This window comes from Pseudomonas sp. AA-38 (assembly GCF_029457475.1).
In the GTDB taxonomy this organism is placed as follows: domain Bacteria; phylum Pseudomonadota; class Gammaproteobacteria; order Pseudomonadales; family Pseudomonadaceae; genus Aquipseudomonas.
This window is the reverse complement of record NZ_CP120359.1, coordinates 4,490,955-4,510,183: the sequence shown is the minus strand read 5'-3', so window position 1 is coordinate 4,510,183 and position 19,229 is coordinate 4,490,955. Positions and strand designations below refer to the sequence as shown.

Here is a 19,229-nt window from a genome sequence, read left to right as displayed (position 1 = left end):
GCGACAAGCCGCTTTTACTTGCGGCCTGTAGCTTGCGGCTTGCAGCTACTTCTAACGCAAGCCGCGCTGGATCTCATCGAGCTCGCGGATGTACTTGAACACCTTGCGTGCGGCGGCCGGCGGCTTGTTGCGTGCGGCTTCGTGCTGGGCATGACGGATCAGCCCACGAAGGTGCTGGATGTCGGCCTCGGGGTAGAGCTCGACGAAGCTTTCCAGGGCGCTGTCGCCTTCGCCGATCAGGCGGTCGCGCCAGCGTTCGAGGGCATGGAAGCGCTCGTTGTATTCACGGGTGGAGCTGTCCACCTGGTCGATCAGGGCGAGAATCGCCTCGACATCCTGTTCACGCATCAGCTTGCCGATGAACTGGATGTGACGTTTGCGTGCGGCGTTGGCCGTATGTTTGGGGGCTTCGGCCAGGGCGCGACGCAGGGCGTCGGTCAGTGGCAGCTTGGCCAGCAGATCCGGCTTGAGGGTGGTCAAACGTTCACCGAGATCCTGCAGAGCATGCAGCTCGCGCTTGACCTGGGATTTGCTTTTCTCCAGGGAGAAGTCGTCGTAGGAATCAGACATGGGGCGGGTCCAGAGGGAAACGCCGCCATGATAACAGCAGCTACAAGCGGCAAGCTTCAAGCCAGGAGCGGATTTGGCTTTTACTTGAGGCTTGTAGCTTGAAGCTGCTTTTTAGGAGAGGTTATGAGTGACGTAGAACTGATCGGGCCGCAGGCCTTGCCGGCGCTGCAGGAGCAGGTCGAGGCGATTCTCGCCGAGGCCGCACGCCAGGGCGCCAGTGCCTGCGAGGTGGCCGTGTCGGCTGGCCAGGGGCTGTCCACCACGGTACGCCAGGGCGAGGTGGAAACCGTCGAATTCAATCGTGACCAGGGCTTTGGCATCACCCTGTACGTTGGCCAGCGCAAGGGCTCGGCCAGCACCTCGGCCACTGGCGCGGCGGCCATTCGCGAGACCGTGGCGGCGGCCCTGGCGATTGCCAAGCATGCTTCCGAGGACGAGTGCGCGGGCCTGGCCGATGCCGCCCTGATGGCGCGCGAGTTACCGGAGCTGGATCTCTACCACCCCTGGTCGATCACGCCGGAACAGGCCGTGGAGCAGGCGCTGGTCTGTGAGGCGGCAGCCTTCGCGGCTGACAAACGCATCAAGAATGCCGATGGCACCAGCCTCAACACCCATCAGGGCTGCCGCGTGTACGGCAACAGCCACGGTTTCATCGGCGGTTACGCCAGCACCCGGCACAGCCTGAGCTGCGTGATGATCGCCGAGGGTGAGGGACAGATGCAGCGCGACTACTGGTACGACGTCAATCGCCAGGGTGAGCTGCTGGCCGATGCGGCCGGTATCGGCCAGCGCGCCGCCGAGCGGGCGGTCAGTCGTCTGGGCGCGCGACCGGTGCCGACCTGCGAGGTGCCGGTGCTGTTCGCCGCCGAGCTGGCCGGTGGGTTGTTCAGCCATCTGCTGGCGGCCATTTCCGGCGGCAACCTGTATCGCCATTCTTCCTTCCTCGAAGGGGCGCTAGGCCAGCGTCTGTTCCCCGAGTGGCTGAGCCTCGACGAGCGCCCGCACCTGCCGCGTGCCTTGGGCAGTGCCGCCTTCGACGGCGACGGTCTGGCTACCTACGCCAAGCCCTTCGTGGACAAGGGCGAGCTGGTGTCCTACGTGCTTGGCACCTACTCCGGGCGCAAGCTGGGGCTGCCCAGCACGGCCAACTCCGGTGGCGTGCACAACCTGTTCGTCAGCCATGGCGACGAAGATCAGCAGGCGCTGATCCGCCGCATGGGCTGTGGTTTGCTGGTCACCGAGCTGATGGGGCAGGGCCTGAACCTGGTGACCGGCGACTACTCCCGCGGCGCAGCGGGCTTCTGGGTGGAGAACGGTGAAATCCAGTTCCCGGTGCAGGAGGTGACCATCGCCGGCAACCTGCGTGACATGTTCCGCCAGATCCTCGCGGTCGGCAGCGACCTGGAGCGGCGCGGCAACATCTGCACTGGCTCGGTGCTGATCGACAAGATGACCGTCGCTGGTAGCTGAGTTTCCTCGAATGCTCCGGCGCCCTGCGGGCGCCGGATCAGCACAAGCCCACACAGATTGCGTGTTGATTATGCTTACCAAATGGTAATAAATATCATTACGTAATCGTCGTGTGGGTCGTCATGTTCCCTCATCATTCCTCTTCCTGTCTGGATTGCTGGCATTGGCAAGGCTGGCGCATTCGTTGCGCCTTGCAGCCTGACGAGCCGCGTCTGCTCGACCTGCATCAACTCCACGGCTGCAAGCTGGTGCGCAGTGGCCAACTGCAGGCCTGGAGCATGTGGCAGCGCCTGCTCGAACTGCTTCTCGACAGCGCCATGGATCGGGCCTTGCCCTGGCACTGGCGCTGCCTGTGTCTCGACCATGCCTGGCGGCCGCTCTATGCCCTGGATCGACTGGCCGTCACGCGCCAGCGTCAGCAGCGCCTGAACCATCTCCGCAACCGGCTGGCGACCCTGCGTCTGCAGCCTTCCCTCCGTTTCGATGAACCCGCACAAGGACATCCCTATGAATGACATGGCCACGCGCATCGAGCGCGACAGCATGGGCGAGCTGGAGGTGCCGAGCGCAGCCCTGTACGGCGCGCAGACGCAACGTGCAGTGAACAATTTCCCAGTGTCCGGGCGGCGCATGCCGGCGGCCTTCATCCGCGCCCTGCTGCTGGCCAAGGCGGCAGCGGCACGGGCCAACGTCGAGCTGCAGCAGGTCGATGCGGCCATGGGCGATGCCATAGTCGCGGCCTGCCAGGAACTGCTGGCCGGCGATTGCCTCGAGCACTTTCCGGTGGACGTGTTCCAGACCGGCTCCGGCACCAGCTCCAACATGAACGCCAACGAGGTGATCGCCACCCTGGCCAGCCGTATTCTGGGCAGCCCGGTCAGCGCCAATGACCACGTCAATTGCGGCCAGAGCAGCAACGACATCATCCCCACGGCCATCCACGTCAGCGCTGCTCTCGAGTTGCACGAGCGTCTGCTGCCGGCGCTGGGCCATCTGCTCAAGGTGCTGTGCGAGAAATCCCTGGAGGTGCAGCCCTACGTCAAGACCGGGCGCACCCATCTGATGGACGCCATGCCGGTGCGCATGAGCCAGGTGCTCGACGGCTGGGGCCAGCAGATCCAGGCCAACATCGAGCATCTGCGCGCTCTGCAACCGAGCCTGCAGGCACTGGCGCAGGGCGGTACGGCGGTGGGCACGGGGGTCAATGCGCACCCGCGTTTCGCCGAGTCGTTCTGCCTGGAGCTGAGCGCTCTGAGTGGCATTACCTTCACCCCTGGGCAGAATTTCTTCGCCTTGATCGGCTCGCAGGACACCGCCGTGGCGTTGTCTGGGCAGCTCAGGACGCTGGCCGTGTCCTTGATGAAGATTGCCAACGATCTGCGCTGGATGAACTCAGGCCCTCTGGCTGGCCTGGCCGAGATCGAGCTGGAGGCCCTGCAGCCGGGCTCGTCGATCATGCCGGGCAAGGTCAATCCGGTGATTCCCGAGGCCACCGCCATGGTCGCCGCGCAGGTGATGGGTAATGACGCCACCATCGCCATCGCCGGGCAGTCCGGCAACTTCGAGCTGAATGTCATGTTGCCGCTGATCGCCGACAACCTGCTGGGCAGCATCGACCTGCTGGCCAATGCCAGCCGTCTGCTGGCTGATCGTGCCATCGCCAGCTTCAAGGTCAACCAGGCCAAGCTCAGGGAGGCGCTGGAGCGCAACCCCATCCTGGTCACGGCGCTGAACCCGATCATTGGTTATCTCAAGGCAGCCGAAATCGCCAAGCAGGCCTACCGAGAGGGGCGGCCGATCATCGAGGTCGCGCTGCAGCACACGGATCTGTCGCGCCAGCAACTGGAGCAGTTGCTGAACCCGGAAAGGCTCACCGAAGGCGGACTCTGAAGGCCTGACAGGGGCAGCGCGTGGTCGGCCACCGCCGTTGCCCTCGATTCGTTCATCGCAACTGCCATTTCGGCAAGGGGCTGTCATGGAGCACTGGAAGACCGTCATCGAAGCGGGCAATCGCTGCTTTACCGAGGGGAACTGGGTTCAGGCGCGCGAGCTGTACCTGCAGGCGCTGGCCGAGGCGCAGGTGTTGCTGGGGCGCTGGGCCGATCACGAGCAGGCAGTGGCGGCGTTCGTCGTTTCCCACCACAACCTGGCCGACCTGCACCTGACGCTTGAGCAAGCGGAGTCGGCTGCGGAAAACCTCTGTGCCTGCCATGAGCGCCTGCTGAGCATCCTTGGCAATGGCGCGCTGCCCGAAGCACTGCAGCAAGCGGCGCTCAGGCACAGCCAGCGCACCTATCTCGAGCTGCTGCAGTTCATCGCCGAGTACGGCACCTTTCCGCGCACTGATCGCCTGCTCGGTGCTGCCCGGCGTCATGCCTGTACGCCTCATCCGAGCTGCTCGTGCGGCCCGGGCCCTGTCTATCACTGAAGGAGTTCGTCCATGCCGCACAGTCTGCCAGCCCTGCCTTATGCCTACGACGCCCTGGAACCGCACATCGATGCGCAGACCATGGAGATCCACCACAGCAAGCATCATCAGACCTACATCAACAACCTCAATGCCGCGCTGCAGGGCAGCGAGTACGAGGAGGTGCCGGTGGAAACCCTGCTGCGCGAACTGGCTGAGCTGCCCGAAGCGCTGCATGCAGCGGTGATCAATCAGGGCGGTGGGCACGCCAACCACAGCCTGTTCTGGACGGTCATGTCGCCCAGTGGTGGCGGTGAGCCGAGTGGCGAGCTGGCTGCGGCCATTGACAGTCAACTGGGTGGTTTTGCTGCCTTCAAGGAGGCCTTCACCAAGGCTGCCCTGAGTCGCTTCGGCAGTGGCTGGGCCTGGCTGAGCCTGACCCCGGAAAAGTGTCTGGTGGTGGAAAGCAGCGCCAACCAGGACAGCCCGCTGATGCACGGCAATACGCCGATCCTTGGCCTGGACGTGTGGGAGCACGCCTATTACCTGCGCTACCAGAACCGTCGCCCGGAATATATCGGCGCCTTCTACCATGTCATCGACTGGGATGAAGTGGCGCGTCGATACCGTCAGGCCATGAGCTGAGCCAGCAGGGTATGCGAATGACGCAGGCTGTTCCGTTTGGCCGTAATGGCCGCATTTTTCGTTACCTGCTGGGTGGCACCATCCTGTTCTGTGGTGGCCTGCTGCTGCTGATCCAGGCGTTGGTGCTGCTCGACCAGGGCGCGCAACCGCGCCTGCTGCAAGCGCTACAGGCTGGCCTGCTGTGCGCGTCTGGCACGGCCCTGGGGGCCTTGCCGGTGTTGTGCATGGGCAACCTGTCCGCACGCATGCGTGACAGCCTGCTGGGCTTCGGCGCCGGGGTGATGCTGGCGGCCACGGTGTTTTCCCTGCTGGTGCCAGCACTCGAGGTGGCCAGGGAGCAAGGTTTCTCGGCCTGGGGCGCGGGCGCTCTGACCAGTATTGGCGTGTTGCTGGGGGGGGTTGCCATGCACCTGTTGGGGCGCCGCCTGGCGCAACGGCACGGTGAGCAGAGCCTGGCCTCCGGTCTCATCCTGTTCGTCATCGCCATCACCGCGCACAACGTGCCCGAAGGCATGGCGGTCGGCGTGGCGGCTGCTGCGGGCTTGAGTGGTGCGCAGGGGTTGGCCATCGGCATTGCCCTGCAGGACATGCCCGAGGGGCTGATTGTGGCACTGGGCCTGGCCAGTGCCGGCATGGCGCGCAGCAAGGCGGTGCTGATCGGCGTGGCCTCGGGCCTGGTGGAGCCGCTGTTCGCGGTGCTCTGTGCCTGGTTGGTGGGCATTTCCCAGCTATTGCTGCCCTGGGGCTTGGCGTTGGCGGCGGGGGCGATGCTGTTCGTGGTGATCCATGAAGTCGTGCCCGAGTCGCAGCGCGAGGGGCATGCCAGCGAAGCCAGTCTGGCCCTGGCCGCTGGCTTTTGCTTGATGATGGTGCTGGATACGGCTTTGGCGTAGGGGTACACCCGATCTGTGTAGGGTGCGCTGTGCGCACCGCTTGTACCTCGGATGCAGGGGCTTGGTGCGCACGGCGCACCCTACGGCGTCGTGCATTCCGGGTGCGCCGTGCACGATGGCAACAATGGCAGTGGATGTCTTGAAGCTTGGGGCTTGCAGCTTGTCGCTGCCTCATTCGCCCTCGTCGAAATAGTTCGTGGGGTGCGCTGTGCGCACCGCTTGTACCTCGGATGCAGGGGCTTGGTGCGCACGGCGCACCCTACGGTGTCGTGTATTCCGGGGGGCGCCGTGCACGCTGGCAACAATGGCAGTGGATGTCTTGAAGCTTGGGGCTTGCAGCTTGTCGCTGCCTCATTCGCCCTCGTCGAAATAGTTCGTAGGGTGCGCTGTGCGCACCGCTTGTACCTCGGATGCAGGGGCTTGGTGCGCACGGCGCACCCTACGGTGTCGTGTATTCCGGGGGCGCCGTGCACGGTGGCAACAATGGCAATGGATGTCTTGAAGCTTGGGGCTTGCAGCTTGTTGCTGCCTCACTCGCCCTCGTCGAAATAGTTGTCGATCAGTGCGATCAGCGCCTGCATGGCCGCTTCGTCCTGCTCGCCCTCGGTGTGCAGGTGCACCGGGGTGCCCTTGCCGGCCGCCAGCATCATCACCGCCATGATGCTCTTGCCGTCCACCAGGCTGTCGCTGCTACGGCCGATACGCACCTGGCAGGGGTACTGGCTGGCAACACCGACGAATTTGGCGGCAGCACGAGCGTGCAGGCCGAGTTTGTTGATGATGGTGACTTCGCGGATTGGCATCGCGGCAGGGATTCCTTAGCTGAGGTCGCGGTGGCGAACCTGGACGTTCTTCAACGAATGCTTGAGGGCTTCGCTCAGGCGTGCGGCCAGGTACACCGAACGATGGTGTCCACCCGTGCAGCCGATGGCGATGGTCACGTAGGCGCGGTTGCTGGCGGCGAAGCGCGGCAGCCACTTCTCCAGGTAGGTGAGGATGTCTTGATACATATCTTCGACCTCCGGCTGCGCGGCCAGGTAGTCAATGACCGGCTGATCGAGACCGGAGAAGTCGCGCAGCTCCGGCTTCCAGTAGGGGTTGGGCAGGCAGCGGGCGTCGAACACCAGGTCGGCATCGACCGGCATGCCACGCTTGAAACCGAAGGATTCGACGAGAAAGGCCGTGCCGCTCTGGGTTTGCCCGAGCAGGCGCAGCTTGAGGGTGTCGCGCAACTGGTAGAGGTTCAGGCGCGTGGTGTCGATCTTCAGGTCGGCCAGGTCGATGATCGGCGCCAGCAACTGGCTTTCGTAAGCGATGGCTTCTGCCAGTGAGCGGTTGTCGTTGGTCAGCGGGTGGCGCCGACGGGTTTCCGAGAAACGCTTGAGCAGGGTGTCGTCTTCGGCGTCGAGGTAGAGCACCTCGCAGCGAATACCGCGCTTGTGCACTTCGTCGAGCAGTTCGGGAAAGCGCCGTAGCTGGCTGAGCAGGTTGCGCGCATCGATGGATACCGCGACCTGAGGCAGCATCAGATCGCTCTGCGGCAGGAAGCGTTCGGCCAGATCCGGTAGCAGGCTAGCCGGCAGGTTATCGATGCAGTAGAAACCGTTGTCTTCGAGTACATCGAGGGCAGTGCTCTTGCCGGAGCCGGAGCGACCGCTGACGATGATCAGGCGCATGGTTATTGACCGTTCTGGATGTCCACGACCACCTGGTAGAGCGCTTCACTGGTCGGCGCCTGGCGCAGGCGTTCGCGCACGTCCTGGCGGTCGAGCATGCTGGCGATCTGGCGCAGGAGTTCGAGGTGGGCGTCGGTGGCGGCTTCCGGCACCAGCAGGACGAACAGCAGATCGACCGGCGCGCCGTCGATGGCGTCGAAGTCGACTGCCGTGTCCAGGCGCAGCAGGGCGCTGATCGGTGCGTTGCAGCCGGCCAGGCGACAGTGAGGGATGGCGATGCCGTTGCCGAAGCCGGTGGAGCCAAGCTTCTCGCGGGCGATGAGGCTCTCGTAGATGTCCTGATTGTCCAGCTCATCGAGGTCGCGGGCGACCAGGCTGGCGATCTGTTCGAGCACACGCTTCTTGCTGCCGCCCGGCACGTTCACCAGGGAACGGCCGGGGGTCAGGATATTTTCAAGTCGGATCATGGAAGGGAAATGTCAGCGGGCTGTGGCGCCTTGCAGGCGATCGAGCTGCTTTTCCTTGTGCTTGATGAGTTGACGGTCGAGTTTGTCTGCCAGCAGGTCGATGGCAGCGTACATATCGTTATGTTCGGCGTTGGCGACGACCTCACCGCCAGCAACGTGAAGGGTGGCTTCGATCTTCTGCTTGAGCTTTTCGACCTCCATGATCACCTGAACATTGGTGATCTTGTCGAAGTGGCGTTCCAGTCGGCCGAGTTTCTCGCCGATGTAGTCACGCAGGGCGTCGGTCACATCCAGCTGATGTCCACTGATGTTGACTTGCATACCGCTTTCTCCTTGTTGCCTTGTGTAAGAGATAGGCCTTAACGAGGCCCACCACCGGAACACTGTGGCCTGCTCGCCATGGACGAGCAGTCGATCTTGCTCACATCAGTCGCTTGCGTTCGCTGGAGGGGGCGATACCGAGGGATTCACGGTACTTGGCCACCGTGCGACGGGCGACTTGGATGCCTTGTGCCTCCAGTAAACCAGCGATCTTGCTGTCGCTCAACGGCTTTTTCGCGTTTTCCGCGGCCACCAGTTTCTTGATGATGGCGCGAATCGCCGTCGACGAGCATTCGCCGCCTTCGGAGGTGCTGACGTGGCTGGAGAAGAAGTATTTCAGCTCGTAAATGCCACGCGGGGTATGCATGAATTTCTGCGTGGTGACGCGCGAGATGGTCGACTCGTGCATGCCCACCGCCTCGGCGATGTCGTGCAGCACCAGGGGCTTCATCGCCTCGTCGCCATAGTCGAGAAAGCCGCGTTGGTGCTCGACGATCTGCGTGGCTACCTTCATCAGGGTCTCGTTGCGGCTCTGCAGGCTCTTGATGAACCAGCGCGCCTCCTGCAACTGGTTGCGCATGAAGGTGTTGTCGGCGCTGGAATCGGCGCGTTTGACGAAGCCGGCGTACTGCGCATTGACGCGCAGGCGCGGCATGGCTTCCTGGTTCAACTCCACCAGCCAGCGGCCGTTGTGCTTGCGCACGATGACGTCCGGCACCACGTATTCCGGCTCGCTGGATTCGATCTGCGAGCCCGGGCGCGGATTGAGGCGCTGGATCAGCTCGATGACCTGCTTGAGCTCGTCTTCCTTGAGCTTGGTGCGGCGCATGAGCTGGGCGTAATCGCGGCTGCCGAGCAGTTCCAGGTGTTCGCTGACCAGGCGCTGGGTGTCGTTGAGCCAGGGCGTGCTGGCTGGGAGTTGGCGCAGTTGCAGCAGCAGGCACTCGCGCAGGTCGCGGGCGCCGATGCCGGCCGGCTCGAACTGCTGAATGCGGTGCAGCACCACTTCCACTTCGTCCAGTTCGACGTCCAATTCCGGGTCGAAGGACTCGGTCACTTCCTCGAGGGTTTCTTCGAGGTAGCCATCGTTGTTGATGCAGTCGATCAGGGTGGCGGCGATCAGCCGATCCTTGTCCGACATGGGCGCGAGGTTCAGTTGCCAGAGCAGGTGGCTATGCAGGCTCTCGCCGCTGGAGGTGCGGGTGGTGAAGTCCCACTCGTCATCGTCGTTGCTTGGCAGGCTGCTGGCGCTGGTCTGGTAGATGTCTTCCCAGGCGGTATCGACCGGCAGCTCGTTGGGAATGCGTTCGCCCCACTCGCCTTCCTCCAGGTTATCAACCGTCGGAGTGGCTTCCTGGTAGCTCTCTTCCTTGCTCGGCGCGGGAGCAGCGCTTTCGGCGCCGTCGGCCATCGGGTCGCTGTTGTCGAAGTCGTCGCCGTCTTCCTGGCGCTCGAGCATGGGGTTGGATTCCAGCGCCTCCTGAATTTCCTGTTGCAGATCCAGAGTCGACAGTTGGAGGAGGCGGATGGCCTGTTGCAGCTGCGGGGTCATCGTCAGCTGCTGGCCCATCTTGAGGACTAGCGATGGTTTCATTGCAGACCTTAATTTACCGGCGAGTTACGCCTTCCACATCAGGGCGCCGAAGCGCCGCCAGGAAGCAAATTATATGCCTGAAAATCTCGTCCTTGCCTAGGGGCTGTCCTATTTCCGTCATCTAAATATGGATGTTTACAGACGGAACTCGTGGCCCAGATAAACCTCTTTCACCGTCTGGTTGGCGAGGATGGTCTCGGCGTCGCCTTCGGCAATCAGTTGGCCATCGTTGACGATGTAGGCCGTTTCGCAGATGTCCAGGGTCTCGCGTACGTTGTGATCGGTGATGAGAATGCCGATACCCTTGGTCTTGAGGTGATGGATGATCTGCTTGATGTCGCCCACGGAGATCGGGTCGACACCGGCGAAGGGTTCGTCGAGCAGGATGAACTTGGGGTTGGTGGCCAGGGCGCGGGCGATTTCCACGCGGCGTCGTTCACCACCGGACAGGCTCATGCCCAGGTTGCCTGAGATGTGGTGGATGTGGAATTCCTGCAGCAGGTTCTCCAGCTCCGCCTGGCGCCCGGCGCGGTCGAGATCCTTGCGCGTTTCGAGGATGGCCATGATGTTGTCGGCCACCGACAGCTTGCGGAAGATCGAGGCTTCCTGCGGCAGGTAGCCGATGCCGGCGCGGGCACGACCATGCATGGGCTGGTGGCTGACGTCGAGGTCGTCGATCAGCACACGTCCCTGGTCGGCCTGCACCAGGCCGACGATCATGTAGAAGCAGGTGGTCTTGCCGGCACCGTTGGGGCCGAGCAGACCGACGATCTGGCCGCTCTCGATGTTCAGGCTGACGTCGCGTACGACCTGGCGGCCCTTGTAGCTCTTGGCCAGGTGTTGGGCTTTGAGAATGGCCATTACTGCTGTTGATCCGCGGGTTTGTTCTTGGGTTGGATGACCATGTCGATGCGCGGACGCGGCACGCTGACGTTGTTGCCGGTGGCGCGTCCTGCGTTGACGATCTGGCGGCGGGTGTCGTAGACGATCTTCTCGCCCTCGAAGGTATTGCCTTCCTGGATCACCTTGGCCTGGTCGATCAGTACGATGCGTTCGTTGCTGGCGAAGTACTGGATGGTCTTGCCGTAGGCTTTGACGATTTCCTTGTCCACGGCGGGCTTCTGCTCGTAGTAGGCGAGGTTGCCGACCGAGGTGAACACGTCGATGTCGCCGCTGGCGGTCTGGGTGATGGTCACGGTGTCGCCAGTGATCTTCAGGGTGCCCTGAGTGATGATCACGTCGCCGCGATAGACCGCCACGCCCTGCTTGTCATCCAGTTCGGCGGTATCGGCCTGGATGCGGATCGGCTGGTCGCGATCGGAGGGCAGAGCCCAGGCGGCCGCGCTTCCAAATGCGGCGCCGAGGCTGAGAATCAGGGGGAGGGTGTTAACGAACCTCATGCTGGCCTCTTACGTTGGACAGCAGGAGCATCCTGCCGTCATTCAAGTACGCTTTCATTCCTTGTGCCGTGGTCACCCCGTTGGCCGCGACGATTCTAACGGCTTGCTCGGTCTGCGCATATTCCTTGTCAGGAATTACGGTCATGCGGCTACTGGTGATGATGGTGGGGCGGTTCTTGGCATCGGTACGGGCAATGCGCACGTCGTCGATCAGTTCCACCTCTTTGCCGCCGGGGGATACCTCGGCGCGCTGGCTGGTGACCTTCCACGGCAGGTTGGTGCCGCGGTACAGATCCAGTTTGGGGTTTTGCACCTGGGTGATGTCGGTGCTCTTGACGTGCTCGAGCTTGTCGGCGGTCATGCGGTAGTGCAGCTTGCCATCGTCCTGGAACTGCACGGTGTGCGCGCCGATGGCGTAGAAGTCGATGGTCTCGTCGCTGTCCGTCTGTTGCGGCGTGCGGCTGGTTTCCGGAGCGATGTTCCAGTAGCCGAGTGCGCCGACGAGTACGGCGATCAAGGCGAATATCAGCAGGTTGAGCGCTTTGCGTGGCATGTCGTGCCCTACAGGTAAGCGGCTTGAGCCGCGTCCAGCGTGCCCTGGGCACGCATGATCAGTTCGCAGAATTCGCGCGCAGCGCCTTCGCCGCCACGCGCCTGGGTCACGCCATGGGCGTGCTGGCGGACGAAACCGTCGGCGCTGGCCACGGCCATGCCCAGGCCGACGCGGCGCATGACCGGCAGATCCGGCAGGTCGTCGCCCAGATAGGCGACCTGTTCATAGCTTAGGCCGAGTTCGGCGAGCAGGCCGTCGAGTACCACGAGCTTGTCCTCGCGGCCCTGGAACAGATGCTGGATGCCGAGGTTGTTGGCACGCCGCTCCACCACCGGGGTCTTGCGCCCGCTGATGATGGCGGTGCGCACGCCCGAGGCCATGAGCATCTTGATGCCATGGCCGTCGAGGGTGTTGAAGGTCTTGAACTCGCTGCCGTCTTCGAGAAAGTACAGGCGGCCGTCGGTGAGCACGCCGTCGACATCGAACACGGCCAGTTTCACGGCGCGGGCACGCTGCAGCAAGGTATTCATCACATCACTCCTGCGCGCAGCAGGTCGCCGAGGTTGAAGGCGCCCACCGGGCGGTCTTCTGCATCGACCACCACCAGGGCGCTGATCTTGTTGTCTTCCATGATTTTCAGGGCTTCCGCGGCGAGCATTTCACCATGTACGGTCTTGCCGTGTGGGGTCATCACCTCGTCGATCAGCGCCTGGCGTACGTCGATGCCCTTGTCCAGGGCGCGGCGCAGGTCACCGTCGGTGAAGATGCCGGCCAGGCGGCCGTCGCGCTCCAGCACGGCGGTCATGCCCAGGCCTTTCTGGGTCATTTCCAGCAGGGCGTCGCGCAGGCTGGTGCCACGTTGCACCTGCGGCAGGGTATCGCCGGCATGCATGACGTTCTCCACCTTGAGCAGCAGGCGTCGGCCCAGGGCTCCACCGGGATGGGAGAAGGCGAAGTCCTCGGCGGTGAAGCCGCGCGCCTCCAGCAGGGCGATGGCCAAAGCGTCGCCCAGGACCAGGCTGGCGGTGGTCGAGGAGGTGGGGGCCAGGTTGAGCGGGCAGGCTTCCTGCGCCACGCGGGCATCGAGATTGGCCTCGGCGGCCTTGGCCAGCGGCGACTCGGGGTTGCCGGTCATGCTGATCAGACGGATGCCCAGACGCTTGATCAACGGCAGCAGGGTGACGATCTCGGCGGTGGTGCCGGAGTTGGACAGGGCCAGGACGATGTCGTCCTTGGTGATCATGCCCATGTCACCGTGGCTGGCTTCGGCGGGGTGGACGAAGAAGGCGGCGGTGCCGGTGCTGGCCAGGGTCGCAGCGATCTTGTTGCCGATGTGCCCGGATTTGCCCATGCCCACCACGACCACGCGCCCCTTGCAGTCGAGGATCATCTCGCAGGCCTTGACGAAGCTGGTGTCGAGGCGTGGCAGCAGATCCTGCACGGCTTCGATTTCCATGCGGATGGTGCGGCGGGCGGTTTCGATCAGATCGGGGCGTTGGCTCATGTACGGCGGCTGCTTCGGGTGAAAAGGCGGGGATTATACCGATAAAGGATGACGTGCTCACCTTTTCCAATTCGCAAACTGGCTCGCAAAGCTGTCATGAATCTGAACGTTACAAATCCGTACTCTGGGCCCTGGGGGCTGCAAATGCTATAGTCCGCGGCCATTTCGGCCATCCAGCAGTTGTGTCTCCGAGCATGGGAGGTGGCGTCTGCCAGGAAGGCTTGATTCTCAAGGAGTTCAGATGAGCGCCGAACACGATTACGCGATCGAGCTGCAGGGCGTCAGCTTCCAGCGTGGTTCGCGAGCCATTTTCGACAAGGTCGACATCCGCATTCCGCGCGGCAAGGTCACCGGCATCATGGGGCCGTCCGGTTGTGGCAAGACCACGCTGCTGCGCCTGATCGCCGCCGAGCTGCGCCCGTCCGCCGGTGACGTGCGGGTTGCCGGGGTCAGTCTGCCCAAGCTGTCGCGCGATGAGCTGTTCGACATGCGCAAGCAGATGGGTGTGCTGTTCCAGAGTGGTGCGCTGTTCACCGATCTCGATGTGTTCGAGAACGTGGCCTTTCCCTTGCGCGTGCATACCAAGCTGCCGGAAGAGATGATTCGTGACATCGTCCTGTTGAAGCTGCAGGCGGTCGGTTTGCGCGGTGCCGTCGAATTGATGCCGGACGAGCTGTCCGGTGGCATGAAGCGGCGGGTGGCTCTGGCCCGGGCGATTGCCCTGGATCCGCAGATCCTCTTGTACGATGAACCGTTCGTCGGCCAGGACCCCATCGCCATGGGAGTGCTGGTGCGCCTGATCCGCCTGCTCAACGATGCGCTGGGTATCACCAGCGTCGTGGTCTCCCATGACCTGGCGGAAACCGCCAGCATCGCCGATTACCTCTACGTGGTCGGCGATGCGCAGGTGCTCGGGCATGGCACGCCGGACGAACTGATGAATTCCGATAACCCGCGCATTCGCCAGTTCATGAAGGGCATTCCGGATGGCCCGGTGCCGTTCCATTATCCGGCTCCCGATTATCGCGATGACCTGTTGGGGAAACCTTGATGCGTAGAACTTCTCCGCTGGAGCGGGTGCGCCTGTTCGGCCGTGCGGGTATCGATGTGGTGGCCACGCTGGGGCGTTCGGTGCTATTCCTCGGGCATGCCGTGTTCGGTCGCAGTCGGGCTGGCAAGCCCCTGCAACTGCTGATCAAGCAGCTCTATGCCGTGGGCGTGCTGTCGCTGGCGATCATTGTCGTGTCAGGCATCTTCATCGGCATGGTGCTGGCGCTGCAGGGCTACAACATCCTGGTCAGCTATGGTTCGGAGCAGGCGGTGGGGCAGATGGTCGCCCTGACCCTGCTGCGCGAGCTGGGCCCGGTGGTCACGGCGCTGCTGTTCGCCGGGCGTGCCGGTTCGGCCTTGACCGCCGAGATCGGCAACATGAAGTCCACCGAACAGCTCTCCAGCCTGGAGATGATCGGCGTCGATCCACTCAAGTACATCGTCGCACCACGCCTATGGGCGGGTTTCATTTCCATGCCATTGCTGGCCATGATCTTCTGCGTGGTGGGCATCTGGGGTGGGGCGATGGTCGCCGTGGACTGGCTCGGTGTCTACGAGGGCTCGTTCTGGGTCAACATGCAGAACAGCGTTTCCTTTTACGACGATGTGCTCAATGGTGTGATCAAGAGCGTCGTCTTCGCTTTCGTGGTGACCTGGATCGCCGTGTTCCAGGGTTACGACTGCGAGCCCACATCCGAAGGCATTAGCCGCGCCACCACGCGTACGGTGGTATACGCCTCGCTGGCCGTGCTCGGGCTGGACTTCATTCTGACCGCTTTGATGTTTGGAGATTTCTGATGCAAAACCGCACGCTGGAGATTGGTGTCGGCCTGTTCCTCCTGGCCGGTCTGCTGGCCTTGCTGCTGCTTGCCCTGCGTGTCAGTGGCCTGAGCGTCGGTACCGCTGGCGATACCTACAAGGTCTATGCCTATTTCAACAACATCGCCGGGCTCACGGTGCGGGCCAAGGTGACCATGGCCGGTGTGACCATCGGCAAGGTCAGTGCGATCGACCTGGATCACGACAGTTACATGGGGCGTGTCACCCTGGAACTCGATAGCAAGGTCAACAATCTACCGGACGATTCCACCGCTTCGATCCTGACCGCTGGCCTGCTCGGTGAGAAATACATCGGCATTAGCGTGGGGGGAGAGGAGGCCGTGCTCAAGGACGGCAGCACCATCCACGACACCCAGTCGGCGCTGGTGCTGGAGGATCTGATCGGCAAGTTCCTGCTCAATTCGGTCAATAAAGACGAAGCCAAGTGATGAGGGGCAAAACCATGCTCAAGACCCTGCGTAACTCCCTGCTGGCCATGCTGGCGGTATTGCCGCTGCTGGCGTTCGCTGCGCCCAGCGCGCATGAGGTGGTGCAGCAGACCACCGAGACCCTGCTGGCCGATCTCAAGGCCAACAAGGAGCGCTATCGCAGCGACCCCAATGCCTTTTATGAGTCGCTCAACGAGATCCTCGGGCCCGTGGTGGACGTCGAAGGCATCTCTCGTGGGGTGATGACCGTGCGCTATTCGCGCCAGGCCTCGCCGGAACAGATGAGCCGATTCCAGGAAAACTTCAAGCGTAGCCTGATGCAGTTCTACGGCAATGCCCTGCTCGAATACGACAACCAGGACATCCGTGTGTTGCCAGGCGCCGCGGAGGAGCCGCAGCGGACTTCGGTCGGCATGGAAATCCGTGACGGCAAAGGCGTGGTCTACCCATTGTCCTACACCATGGTCGCGGAGGATGGCACCTGGAAGCTGCGCAACGTGATCATCAATGGCATCAACGTCGGCAAGCTGTTCCGCGATCAGTTCGCCCAATCCATGCAGGCCAATCGCAACGACCTGGACAAGGTCATCGACACCTGGGCCGACACCGTGGCCAAGGCGCGTCAGGCACGGGGCCAATCGTGAGTCGGGCCGAGATCGTCGAGCGTGCCCCTGGGCAGCTCGTGCTCAGCGGTGTGATCGATCATCTCAGTGGGCCTGCCTTGCGCGAGCAGGGTGGCCGGCTGATCCTCGCCAGTGGCGCTGCCCGGCTGCAGCTCGACTGCAGTGCGGTGAGCAAGTCCAACAGCGTTGGCTTGGCCCTGTTGCTGGCCTTCATGCGCGATGCGCGGCAAGCCGGGCGTGAGCTGGTGATCAGCGAGCTGCCCGAAGACATGCGCGAGGTGGCCGAGGTCAGCGGCTTGCTGGAGCTGCTGCCGCTGCAGGGCTGAATCTGCGAACGGGTCGGCAGGCCTGCCGTCGCTGGCGCATCATGCGGGCTTCGCAGGCGAGGGGCTTTTTTGTATGATGGCCGACCCGCGGGCCCAGGGCCCAACTGCGTCAAACGAGGTCGAGCATGCAGGCTGCAGAAGTGAAAAGCCTCCTAGAGGAAAAACTCCCGAATACCCAGGTGGAAGTGGAAGGCGAAGGCTGCAACTTCCAGCTCAACCTGATCAGCGACGAGCTGGCCGCTCTCAGCCCGGTCAAGCGTCAGCAGCAGATCTATGCCCATCTCAACGCCTGGATCGCCGATGGCAGCATCCACGCCGTGACCATGAAATTCTTCAGCCGGGCCGACTGGGCCGCGCGTTCCTGAGCCTGCGGGCGACGAGACTCCTATGGACAAACTGATCATTACCGGTGGCGTGCGCCTCGATGGCGAGATTCGCATCTCCGGTGCGAAGAACTCCGCGCTGCCGATCCTGGCTGCTACCCTGCTGGGTGACGAGCCCATCACCATCTGCAACCTGCCGCACCTGCACGACATCACCACCATGATCGAGCTGTTCGGGCGCATGGGCATCGAGCCGGTGATCGACGAGAAGCTGGCGGTGGAAGTCGACGCCCGCGCCATCAAGACCCTGGTCGCGCCATACGAGCTGGTCAAGACCATGCGCGCCTCGATCCTGGTGCTCGGCCCCATGGTCGCCCGTTTCGGTGAGGCCGAAGTGGCCCTGCCTGGCGGTTGCGCCATCGGTTCGCGCCCGGTCGACCTGCACATCCGTGGCCTCGAAGCCATGGGGGCGAAAATCGACGTGGAAGGCGGCTACATCAAGGCCAAGGCGCCGGAAGGTGGCTTGCGCGGTGCGCACTTCTTCTTCGATGTGGTCAGCGTGACCGGCACCGAGAACATCATGATGGCCGCGACCCTGGCCAAGGGCCGCAGCGTGCTGGAAAACGCCGCGCGCGAGCCTGAGGTGGTCGACCTGGCCAACTGCCTGATCGCCATGGGCGCGAAGATCCAGGGCGCTGGCACCGACACCATCATCATCGATGGCGTCGAGCGCCTGCATGGTGCGCGCTTCGACGTCATGCCCGACCGTATCGAGACCGGCACCTACCTGGTCGCCGCCGCTGTCACTGGTGGTCGCGTCAAGGTCAAGGACGCCGATCCGTCGACTCTGGAGGCCGTGCTGGCCAAGCTGCAGGAAGCGGGCGCGGAGATCACCACCGGCGCCGACTGGATCGAGCTGGACATGAAGGGCAAGCGGCCCAAGGCGGTCAACCTGCGCACCGCGCCTTACCCGGCATTCCCCACCGATATGCAGGCGCAGTTCATCGCCCTCAATGCCATTGCCGAAGGCACCGGCACCATCATCGAGACGGTGTTCGAGAACCGCTTCATGCACGTCTACGAGATGTTGCGCATGGGCGCCAACATCCTGGTCGAGGGCAACACCGCCGTCGTCACCGGTGTCGAGGCACTCAAGGGCGCGCCCGTGATGGCCACCGACCTGCGCGCTTCGGCGAGCCTGGTGCTGGCTGCGCTGGTGGCTGACGGTGACACGCTGATCGACCGCATCTACCACATCGACCGTGGCTACGAGTGCATCGAAGAGAAGCTGCAGCTACTCGGCGCTAAAATTCGTCGCGTCCCGGGCTGATTGCCTGCGTCCGTTGTCGTAGGGCCGCTCCCGTTGGAGTGGCCGCTTCCGCTCAAGGAAACCGTTCCATGCTCACCATTGCCCTGTCCAAAGGCCGCATTCTTGACGACACCCTGCCGTTGCTGGCGGCGGCCGGTATCGAGCCGACCGAGAACCCGGACAAGAGCCGCAAGCTGATCATCCCCACCACCCAGGATGACGTGCGCCTGCTGATCGTGCGGGCTACCGACGTACCCACCTACGTCGAGCACGGTGCTGCCGACCTCGGCGTGGCGGGCAAGGACGTGCTGATGGAATACGGCGGTCAGGGCCTCTACGAGCCGCTGGATCTGCAGATCGCCCAGTGCAAGCTGATGACCGCCGGCAAGGTGGGGGCGCCGGAGCCCAAGGGGCGCCTGCGCGTGGCCACCAAGTTCGTCAACGTGGCCAAGCGTTACTACGCCGAGCAGGGCCGTCAGGTCGAGGTGATCAAACTGTACGGCTCCATGGAGCTGGCGCCGCTGGTGGGCCTGGCCGACAAGATCATCGACGTGGTCGACACCGGCAACACCCTGCGTGCCAACGGCCTGGAGCCACAGGAGCTGATCGCTACCATCAGTTCGCGGCTGATCGTCAACAAGGCGTCGATGAAGATGCAGCACGCACGCATCCAGGCGCTGATCGAGACCCTGCGCGGCGCCGTCGAGGCGCGACACCAAGGCTGATTCCTCACCGCGACCTCTGGTCGCGGCAGCCTATCCGTGTCATAGCCATTTTTCTTGGGTGCCCGCACGGTGGGCTTGCTACATTACGGGCGCCCTAGAAACCGC

Annotated in this window: 25 protein-coding genes; 14 read left to right on the top strand and 11 right to left on the bottom strand. The window is 63.3% G+C overall.

The genetic code is table 11. From position 1 onward, the window contains the following. Positions 1 to 51: 51 nt before the first annotated feature. Positions 52 to 570, bottom strand: coding sequence for a ribosome biogenesis factor YjgA (gene yjgA, locus PVE35_RS20775; RefSeq protein ID WP_256665883.1), 519 nt, complete (start codon positions 568 to 570; stop codon positions 52 to 54). 123 nt (positions 571 to 693) lie between these two features. Here yjgA and pmbA point away from each other — a divergent pair, with 123 nt between their 5' ends. The 6 genes from pmbA (at position 694) to PVE35_RS20745 (ending at position 5,985) form a co-directional block, all read left to right on the top strand. After that, positions 694 to 2,040 carry a metalloprotease PmbA gene (pmbA, locus tag PVE35_RS20770; RefSeq protein WP_277372841.1) on the top strand — a complete coding sequence of 449 codons (1,347 nt, stop codon included), beginning with the start codon at positions 694 to 696 and terminating at the stop codon, positions 2,038 to 2,040. 122 nt (positions 2,041 to 2,162) lie between these two features. Beyond that, entirely contained in the window at positions 2,163 to 2,555 is a 393-nt protein-coding gene (locus tag PVE35_RS20765; RefSeq protein WP_277372840.1) for a FagA protein, read from the top strand. Then, positions 2,548 to 3,930: a class II fumarate hydratase gene (locus tag PVE35_RS20760; RefSeq protein WP_277372839.1), complete on the top strand. Its 1,383-nt coding sequence runs from the start codon at positions 2,548 to 2,550 to the stop codon at positions 3,928 to 3,930. Before PVE35_RS20765 ends, PVE35_RS20760 begins: the two co-directional genes overlap by 8 nt. Before the next feature lie 85 nt (positions 3,931 to 4,015). Continuing rightward, entirely contained in the window at positions 4,016 to 4,468 is a 453-nt protein-coding gene (locus PVE35_RS20755) for a hypothetical protein (protein WP_268178973.1), read from the top strand. A 12-nt stretch (positions 4,469 to 4,480) separates the two neighbouring features. After that, the gene (locus PVE35_RS20750) at positions 4,481 to 5,092 is read left to right on the top strand and encodes a superoxide dismutase (RefSeq protein WP_277372838.1); all 612 of its coding nucleotides are present in this window, start codon (positions 4,481 to 4,483) and stop codon (positions 5,090 to 5,092) included. Between the two features lie 17 nt (positions 5,093 to 5,109). Beyond that, positions 5,110 to 5,985, top strand: coding sequence for a ZIP family metal transporter (locus PVE35_RS20745; RefSeq protein WP_277372837.1), 876 nt, complete (start codon positions 5,110 to 5,112; stop codon positions 5,983 to 5,985). 530 nt (positions 5,986 to 6,515) lie between these two features. Here the strand turns inward: PVE35_RS20745 and PVE35_RS20740 are convergent. The 10 genes from PVE35_RS20740 to PVE35_RS20695 all read right to left on the bottom strand — a co-directional run bounded on the left by PVE35_RS20740 (position 6,516) and on the right by PVE35_RS20695 (position 13,500). Continuing rightward, complete coding sequence (locus PVE35_RS20740; protein ID WP_268178970.1) at positions 6,516 to 6,788, bottom strand: HPr family phosphocarrier protein; 273 nt, start codon at positions 6,786 to 6,788, stop codon at positions 6,516 to 6,518. Between the two features lie 15 nt (positions 6,789 to 6,803). Next, entirely contained in the window at positions 6,804 to 7,661 is an 858-nt protein-coding gene (rapZ, locus tag PVE35_RS20735; RefSeq protein ID WP_268178969.1) for an RNase adapter RapZ, read from the bottom strand. A 2-nt stretch (positions 7,662 to 7,663) separates the two neighbouring features. Then, a complete protein-coding gene (ptsN, locus tag PVE35_RS20730; protein WP_268178968.1) occupies positions 7,664 to 8,128 on the bottom strand; it encodes a PTS IIA-like nitrogen regulatory protein PtsN in 465 nt (154 codons plus the stop codon). Between the two features lie 12 nt (positions 8,129 to 8,140). Continuing rightward, the gene (gene raiA / locus PVE35_RS20725; protein WP_268178967.1) at positions 8,141 to 8,449 is read right to left on the bottom strand and encodes a ribosome-associated translation inhibitor RaiA; all 309 of its coding nucleotides are present in this window, start codon (positions 8,447 to 8,449) and stop codon (positions 8,141 to 8,143) included. Positions 8,450 to 8,549: 100 nt separating this feature from the next. Further along, positions 8,550 to 10,043, bottom strand: a complete 1,494-nt coding sequence (locus tag PVE35_RS20720; protein WP_268178966.1) for an RNA polymerase factor sigma-54 — start codon at positions 10,041 to 10,043, stop codon at positions 8,550 to 8,552. 135 nt (positions 10,044 to 10,178) lie between these two features. Beyond that, complete coding sequence (gene lptB, locus PVE35_RS20715) at positions 10,179 to 10,904, bottom strand: LPS export ABC transporter ATP-binding protein (RefSeq protein WP_268178965.1); 726 nt, start codon at positions 10,902 to 10,904, stop codon at positions 10,179 to 10,181. Then, positions 10,904 to 11,443, bottom strand: a complete 540-nt coding sequence (gene lptA / locus PVE35_RS20710; RefSeq protein ID WP_268178964.1) for a lipopolysaccharide transport periplasmic protein LptA — start codon at positions 11,441 to 11,443, stop codon at positions 10,904 to 10,906. The genes lptB and lptA overlap by 1 nt, the downstream gene beginning before the upstream one ends. Beyond that, positions 11,430 to 11,996, bottom strand: coding sequence for an LPS export ABC transporter periplasmic protein LptC (gene lptC / locus PVE35_RS20705; protein ID WP_268178963.1), 567 nt, complete (start codon positions 11,994 to 11,996; stop codon positions 11,430 to 11,432). The genes lptA and lptC overlap by 14 nt, the downstream gene beginning before the upstream one ends. 8 nt (positions 11,997 to 12,004) lie before the next feature. Further along, positions 12,005 to 12,526 (bottom strand): HAD family hydrolase, encoded by a 522-nt coding sequence (locus PVE35_RS20700; RefSeq protein WP_268178962.1) that lies wholly within the window; start codon positions 12,524 to 12,526, stop codon positions 12,005 to 12,007. Continuing rightward, positions 12,526 to 13,500, bottom strand: a complete 975-nt coding sequence (locus PVE35_RS20695; RefSeq protein ID WP_277372836.1) for a KpsF/GutQ family sugar-phosphate isomerase — start codon at positions 13,498 to 13,500, stop codon at positions 12,526 to 12,528. The genes PVE35_RS20700 and PVE35_RS20695 overlap by 1 nt, the downstream gene beginning before the upstream one ends. A gap of 241 nt (positions 13,501 to 13,741) precedes the next feature. On the opposite strand from PVE35_RS20695, the gene PVE35_RS20690 reads away from it, so the two are divergent. The 8 genes from PVE35_RS20690 to hisG all read left to right on the top strand — a co-directional run bounded on the left by PVE35_RS20690 (position 13,742) and on the right by hisG (position 19,124). Then, a complete protein-coding gene (locus PVE35_RS20690; protein WP_268178960.1) occupies positions 13,742 to 14,551 on the top strand; it encodes an ABC transporter ATP-binding protein in 810 nt (269 codons plus the stop codon). Further along, complete coding sequence (gene mlaE / locus PVE35_RS20685; protein ID WP_268178959.1) at positions 14,551 to 15,348, top strand: lipid asymmetry maintenance ABC transporter permease subunit MlaE; 798 nt, start codon at positions 14,551 to 14,553, stop codon at positions 15,346 to 15,348. The genes PVE35_RS20690 and mlaE overlap by 1 nt, the downstream gene beginning before the upstream one ends. Beyond that, positions 15,348 to 15,818 carry an outer membrane lipid asymmetry maintenance protein MlaD gene (gene mlaD / locus PVE35_RS20680; RefSeq protein ID WP_268178958.1) on the top strand — a complete coding sequence of 157 codons (471 nt, stop codon included), beginning with the start codon at positions 15,348 to 15,350 and terminating at the stop codon, positions 15,816 to 15,818. Before mlaE ends, mlaD begins: the two co-directional genes overlap by 1 nt. A gap of 14 nt (positions 15,819 to 15,832) precedes the next feature. Beyond that, complete coding sequence (locus tag PVE35_RS20675; RefSeq protein WP_268178957.1) at positions 15,833 to 16,462, top strand: ABC transporter substrate-binding protein; 630 nt, start codon at positions 15,833 to 15,835, stop codon at positions 16,460 to 16,462. Then, entirely contained in the window at positions 16,459 to 16,767 is a 309-nt protein-coding gene (locus PVE35_RS20670; RefSeq protein ID WP_268178956.1) for an STAS domain-containing protein, read from the top strand. Before PVE35_RS20675 ends, PVE35_RS20670 begins: the two co-directional genes overlap by 4 nt. A 125-nt stretch (positions 16,768 to 16,892) precedes the next feature. Next, the gene (locus PVE35_RS20665; protein ID WP_220802712.1) at positions 16,893 to 17,132 is read left to right on the top strand and encodes a BolA family protein; all 240 of its coding nucleotides are present in this window, start codon (positions 16,893 to 16,895) and stop codon (positions 17,130 to 17,132) included. A 22-nt stretch (positions 17,133 to 17,154) separates the two neighbouring features. After that, complete coding sequence (murA, locus tag PVE35_RS20660; RefSeq protein WP_268178955.1) at positions 17,155 to 18,420, top strand: UDP-N-acetylglucosamine 1-carboxyvinyltransferase; 1,266 nt, start codon at positions 17,155 to 17,157, stop codon at positions 18,418 to 18,420. A gap of 68 nt (positions 18,421 to 18,488) precedes the next feature. Beyond that, positions 18,489 to 19,124, top strand: a complete 636-nt coding sequence (gene hisG, locus PVE35_RS20655) for an ATP phosphoribosyltransferase (RefSeq protein WP_277372835.1) — start codon at positions 18,489 to 18,491, stop codon at positions 19,122 to 19,124. Positions 19,125 to 19,229: the final 105 nt, after the last annotated feature.